6 protein-coding genes are annotated in these 5,538 nt (G+C 71.0%); 4 read left to right on the forward strand and 2 right to left on the reverse strand.

The window, feature by feature from the left end; all coding sequences use genetic code 11:
- The first annotated feature begins 101 nt into the window (after positions 1 to 101).
- The 4 genes from JHN63_RS46830 to JHN63_RS46845 all read left to right on the forward strand — a co-directional run bounded on the left by JHN63_RS46830 (position 102) and on the right by JHN63_RS46845 (position 4,070).
- A complete protein-coding gene (locus JHN63_RS46830) occupies positions 102 to 893 on the forward strand; it encodes a class I SAM-dependent methyltransferase (RefSeq protein WP_200691235.1) in 792 nt (263 codons plus the stop codon).
- A 125-nt stretch (positions 894 to 1,018) separates the two neighbouring features.
- Positions 1,019 to 2,176, forward strand: coding sequence for an acyl-CoA dehydrogenase family protein (locus tag JHN63_RS46835; RefSeq protein ID WP_200691236.1), 1,158 nt, complete (start codon positions 1,019 to 1,021; stop codon positions 2,174 to 2,176).
- 36 nt (positions 2,177 to 2,212) lie between these two features.
- Positions 2,213 to 3,085 carry an acyl-CoA thioesterase II gene (locus tag JHN63_RS46840; RefSeq protein ID WP_200691237.1) on the forward strand — a complete coding sequence of 291 codons (873 nt, stop codon included), beginning with the start codon at positions 2,213 to 2,215 and terminating at the stop codon, positions 3,083 to 3,085.
- Between the two features lie 4 nt (positions 3,086 to 3,089).
- Positions 3,090 to 4,070, forward strand: a complete 981-nt coding sequence (locus JHN63_RS46845) for a cation diffusion facilitator family transporter (RefSeq protein ID WP_200691238.1) — start codon at positions 3,090 to 3,092, stop codon at positions 4,068 to 4,070.
- 22 nt (positions 4,071 to 4,092) lie between these two features.
- On the opposite strand, the gene JHN63_RS46850 is transcribed toward JHN63_RS46845, so the two are convergent.
- Together JHN63_RS46850 and JHN63_RS46855 are read right to left on the reverse strand one after the other, a co-directional pair.
- Positions 4,093 to 4,881, reverse strand: coding sequence for a phosphatase (locus JHN63_RS46850; RefSeq protein ID WP_200691239.1), 789 nt, complete (start codon positions 4,879 to 4,881; stop codon positions 4,093 to 4,095).
- A gap of 79 nt (positions 4,882 to 4,960) precedes the next feature.
- Positions 4,961 to 5,538, reverse strand: a 578-nt coding sequence (locus JHN63_RS46855) for a CdaR family transcriptional regulator (protein ID WP_200691240.1), incomplete at its 5' end; no start/stop codon positions are given.

The following is a 5,538-nucleotide window of genomic DNA, read 5'->3' on the forward strand; positions in this document are numbered from 1 at the left end:
GGGTGAGGGGTGGGGCCGGCGGCACTCTGTCATCGTGTTGACCGGCGGCATCGAACTGTCGGTGCCGCAGGTGTCCGCTTGGCTGGTGCAGGGAGTTGAACGTGCAGGACAAGGGTGTCGACCCCGTCGCCCACAACCGGGCGGCCTGGGACAAGTACGTCCAGGAGGGCAACGAGTGGTCGAGGCCGGTGAGTGCCGAGGCTGTCGAGCGCGCCCGCACGGGCGACTGGTCGGTCGTCCTCGTCGGGCATGAGCCGGTCGACCGCTCCTGGCTGCCGGCGGACCTGACCGGCAAGGACGTGTTGTGCCTGGCCTCCGGCGGCGGCCAGCAGGGTCCGATCCTCGCCGCCGCGGGCGCGCGGGTCACCGTGTTCGACAACTCACCCCGCCAGCTCGGCCAGGACCGGATGGTGGCGGCACGCGACGGACTCGAACTGCGCACCGTCCTGGGCGACATGCGCGATCTCGGCGCCTTCGGCGACGCGGCGTTCGACGTCGTGTTCCATCCGGTCTCCAACCTGTTCGCGCCGGACCTGGCGCCGGTGTGGCGTGAGTGCTTCCGCGTCCTGCGGCCGGGCGGAACTCTGCTCGCGGGCTTTCTCAACCCCGATGTGTACCTGTTCGACCACGAGGCGCTCGACGAGCGCGGCGAGCTGATCGTCGTGCACAAGCTGCCCTACAGCGATGTCACGCACTACTCCGCCGAGGAACGCGCCACGAAGTTCGGCGCCGACGCCCCTCTCGAGTACGGCCACACCCTCACCGACCAGATCGGCGGGCAGCTCGCCGCGGGGTTCGCCCTCACCGGCTTCACGGAAGCGCCGCACCAGTCCGACGCGTCCGCTTCCTACCTGTCGCACTATTTCGCGACGCTGGCGGTCAAGCCGGGCTGAGGCCTGCCGTCGGCGTGACGAGCGTTACGTGGTCGTTCCGCTGGACGCTCCCCCTACTCGCCGGTACCGTGATGTTCTGAGCAAGCGCTTAGATATGGACCCTGGGCTAGCTGGAGGTGGCGGCGGTGCGCCGTACGGTGTTTGACGAGGACCACGAGGCGTTCCGGGAGACCCTCCGGGCCTTCATCGAGGCCGAGGTCGTGCCCGTCTACGACGAGTGGTTCGCCGCCGGCCAGGCGCCGCGCGAGTTCTACTACAAGCTCGCCGAACTCGGCGTCTTCGGCATCCGCGTCGACGAGGAGTACGGCGGCGCGGGCATCGACTCGTACAAGTTCGAGGCCGTCCTCTACGAGGAGACCGCGCGCGCGGGTGTCTCCTTCGGCGGCTCCGGTGTGCACGTCCTGCTGGGCCTGCCCTACATCAAGCTGCTCGCCAACGACGAGCAGAAGAAGAAGTACCTGCCGAAGTTCGTCTCCGGCGAGGAGATGTGGGCCATCGCGATGACCGAGCCGGGCACCGGCTCCGACCTCGCGGGCATGAAGACCACCGCCAAGCTCTCCGAGGACGGCACGCACTACGTCCTCAACGGCGCCAAGACCTTCATCACCGGCGGTGTGCACGCCGACCGCATGATCGTCTGCGCCCGCACCGACGCGCCCTCCAAGGAGGACCGCCGTCACGGCATCTCCCTCTTCGTGGTGGACACCAAGGCCGAGGGCTACTCGGTCGGCCGCAAGCTCGACAAGCTCGGCCTGAAGACCTCCGACACCGCCGAGCTGGCGTTCGTCGACGTCAAGGTCCCCGTGGAGGACCTCCTCGGCGAGGAGAACAAGGGCTTCTCCTACCTCGGCCACAACCTCGCCTCCGAGCGCTGGGGCATCGCCTTCGGCGCCTACGCGCAGGCCAAGGCCGCCGTCCGGTTCGCCAAGCAGTACGTGCAGGACCGTGTCGTCTTCGGCCAGCCGGTCGCCGCGTTCCAGAACACCAAGTTCGAACTGGCCGCCTGCCAGGCCGAGGTGGACGCGGCCGAGGCCGTCGTCGACCGCGCGACCGAGGCCCTGGACGCCGGTGAGCTGACCCCCGCCGAGGCGGCCAGCGCCAAGCTGTTCACCACCGAGGTCGCCCACCGCGTGATCGACCGCTGCCTCCAGCTGCACGGCGGCTACGGCTTCATGAACGAGTACCCGATCGCCCGCCTGTACGCGGACAACCGCGTCAACCGCATCTACGGCGGCACCAGCGAGATCATGAAGACGATCATCGCCAAGGACATGGGCCTGTAAGGTCCCGGCAATTCCGGCCCGGTACAACTGGACGCCATGAACCAGGCACTACAGGATCTCCTCGATCTGCTCGACCTCGAGCAGATCGAGGAGAACATCTTCCGCGGCCAGTCCCGCTCCGCCGTCGTCCCCCGCGTCTTCGGGGGCCAGGTCGCGGCGCAGGCACTGGTCGCCGCCGGGCGCACGGTCCCCGCCGACCGCCACGCCCACTCCCTGCACGCGTACTTCCTGCGCATGGGTGACCCCGGCGCGCCCATCGTCTACAACGTCGAGCGCATGCGCGACGGCCGTTCCTTCACCACCCGCCGCGCGGTCGCCGTCCAGCACGGCCGGCCGATCTTCGCGCTGTCGGCGTCCTTCCAGACGTACGAGGAAGGCCTCGACCACCAGACCCCCATGCCGCCCGCGCCCGACCCGGAGACGGTCCCCACCGGCCGCGAGCGGCTGCTCGGCTACGACCACCTCGATCAGGGAATCGTTGAACGATTCCTGGAGGCGCGCCAGGCGATCGACCTCCGCTACGTCGACGACCCGCCGTACGGCAGGTTCGGCGAGCCGCGCGAACCGCACTCCCAGGTCTGGTTCCGCACCGACGGCAAGCTCGCGGACGACCCTCTTCTCCACGTAGTCCTCGCGACGTACGTCTCCGACATGACCCTCCTCGACTCGATCCTCCTCGCGCACGGCCGCGGCGGCTGGGCCGTAGGGGATGTCGTCGGCGCCTCGCTCGACCACGCGATGTGGTTCCACCGGCCGTTCCGCGCCGACGAGTGGCTGCTCTACGACCAGGAGTCGCCGTCGGCGTACGGCGGGCGCGGCCTCGGGCAGGCCCGGATCTACACCCAGGACGGTCAACTGGCCGTCTCCGTCATCCAGGAGGGCGTGGTCCGGGTTCCTCGGGAAGACTGAGGCCATGACAGAAACCGAGGGGACAGCGGAGACCGAGGGCGGCGGCGAGTCCACCGCCACGGTGATCGTCGCGGCCGTCGCCAACCTGGGGATCGCGCTCGCCAAGGCGGTCGCCGGCGTCATCAGCGGCTCCAGCGCGATGCTCTCGGAGGCCGCGCACTCGGTCGCCGACACCGTCACCGAACTCCTCCTCCTCACCGCCCTCAAACGCAGCGAGAAACCCGCCGACGAGGAACACCCCCTCGGCTACGGCCCCGAGCGCTACATCTGGGCGATGCTCGCCGCCGTCGCCACCTTCGTCGGCGGCGCGGTCTTCTCGATCTACGACGGCGTCCACACCCTCGTCGCCGGCGAGGACCTCGGCGACCCGCTCATCTCGTACATCGTGCTCGGCGTCGCCTTCCTCCTGGAGGGCTACTCCCTGCGGACGGGCGTACGCCAGGCGCGCGGCGAGGCGGCCCGCTTCGACGCCTCCTTCAAGCGCTACCTCCGCTACACCCCCGACACCGCGGTGAAGGCCGTGGTGCTGGAGGACTCCGCCGCCCTCGTCGGTCTGGTCCTCGCGGCCGGCGGCCTGCTCGGCGGCCAGCTCACCGGCTCCGGCGTCTGGGACGGCCTCGCGTCCCTCTGCATCGGCGCCCTGCTGCTCTACGTCGCCTGGGTGCTCGGCCGCTCCAACGCGGAACTCCTCATCGGCCGCCCGCTGCCCAAGGCCATGCGGGACCGCATCCGCGAGGAACTCCTCGCCGTCGAACACATCGAGGCCGTACTGGAGTTGACGACCCTCGTGCAGGGCCCGCGCGAGGCGCTGGTGGCGGCGAAGGTCGACTTCCGGGACGTGTCCACGGCCGCGCAGATCGAGTGGGCCTGCGAACAGGCCGAGCAGCGACTGCGGGAGGCGTTCCCCTCGGTGAACCGGGTCTATCTGGACCCGACACCGGGGTACGCGCAGCGCCGGGCGGAGGGGCTCAACCCCTGGCCGTGACAAGGGAGTTGGGCGGGGCCCCTCAGTCGAGCCCCGCCTCCGCCAGCAGATACGCCGTCATCGGGTCGTAGTGCCGGGGGCTGACCACATGGTCGTCGAGCGGGACCGCCACCTGGACGGTGCCCTCCGACTCGGCGAGGAAGAGCGCCGGGTCGTTGCAGTCCGCGTAGCCGACGGAGTCGACGCCGTGCCGGCCCGCGTAGCCCGCCCAGCCGTGGTCGGCGACGACCAGGTCCGGCAGCGGGCGGCCCTCGCGCTCCAGGGTGGTGAGGATCGCCTTCATCGGCTCACCGGAGTGCGTGTGCCACAGCGTCGCCCCGTGCTCCAGGACGGACACGTCCGCGAACTGCACGACGTAACCCTCCTCCGTCTGCAAGCCCTCCGGGATCACCACGATCTCGCAGCCGGCCGTGCGCAGCGCGGCGGCCGTGGCCCGGTGCACATCGAGCAGGCCACCGGGGTGACCGGTCGCGAACAGCACCCGCTGCTGCCCGTCGGCCGCCTTGCGCAGCCGCGCCGCCAGCCGGTCGAGCCCCGCGATCGTCAGCTCAGGGGCGATGGTGTCCTGGCCGTAGCGGTACTCGGGATCGTCGTTGACCCCCACCCGCTCCGCCATCACCGCGAGCACGTCCTGCTCGTCGGACCAGCGGCTGCCGAGCTCCAGGCCGAGCCAGTAGTGGCGGTCGCCGTTCGCGAGCTTGCGGTAGTGGGAGAGGTTGTTCTCGCGGGGCGTGGCTACGTCGCCCGCGATACGGGTCTTCACAAGGTGATCGACGAGCTCGGCGCGGCTGGGGGTCCCGGGTATCGGCATGCCTCCCATTGTGGAGCAGTGGACTGTGCCCTTGCCCGGTGTCCCGCACGCTGGGATGTGGATCACTCACTCCGGCCGCTCACAGATGCCGCAGGCCGAACCACAGCTCCATCCGTACGTCCGGATCGTCCAGGTCCGCGCCCAGCAGCGCCGCGCACCGCGTGATCCGCTGCCGCACGGTGTTGCGGTGCACGGCCAGCGCGACCGCCGTACGGTCCCAACTCCCGTGCAGGGAGAGCCAGGTGCGCAGGGTCTCGACGAGCGCGGGCTGCGCGGCGAGCGGCGCGAGGAGGGTGCGGGCATGCGCCTCGGCCTCCTCGTGCGGGACCAGCTCGGCGAGACCGGCGCGGCCGGATGCGCCGTGCCGGACCAGTGGGGCGCGGGTCGCGCGGGCCCGGGCCAGCGCGCGGGCCGCCTGGGTGTCGGCGGCGGACCAGTCCTGCGGAGCCACGGCGGCACTGACCCCCAGGGTCCAGCCGGGCTGCGGGCCGGGTTCACGATCGGCGGGGACCAGGACCCGTACGACGTCCGGCGCCAGGTCGATCAGCGCGGAACCGAGCGCGGCGCCCAGCGCGGACGCGGTGACGGGGTCGGGCGCGTGCGCGTCGGGCCGGGCCCGCACGACGATCCACCGGTCCCCGCCGAGCAGCGCGGCGA

The sequence above is a fragment of the Streptomyces sp. MBT65 genome, from assembly GCF_016612545.1.
Taxonomy (GTDB): domain Bacteria; phylum Actinomycetota; class Actinomycetes; order Streptomycetales; family Streptomycetaceae; genus Streptomyces.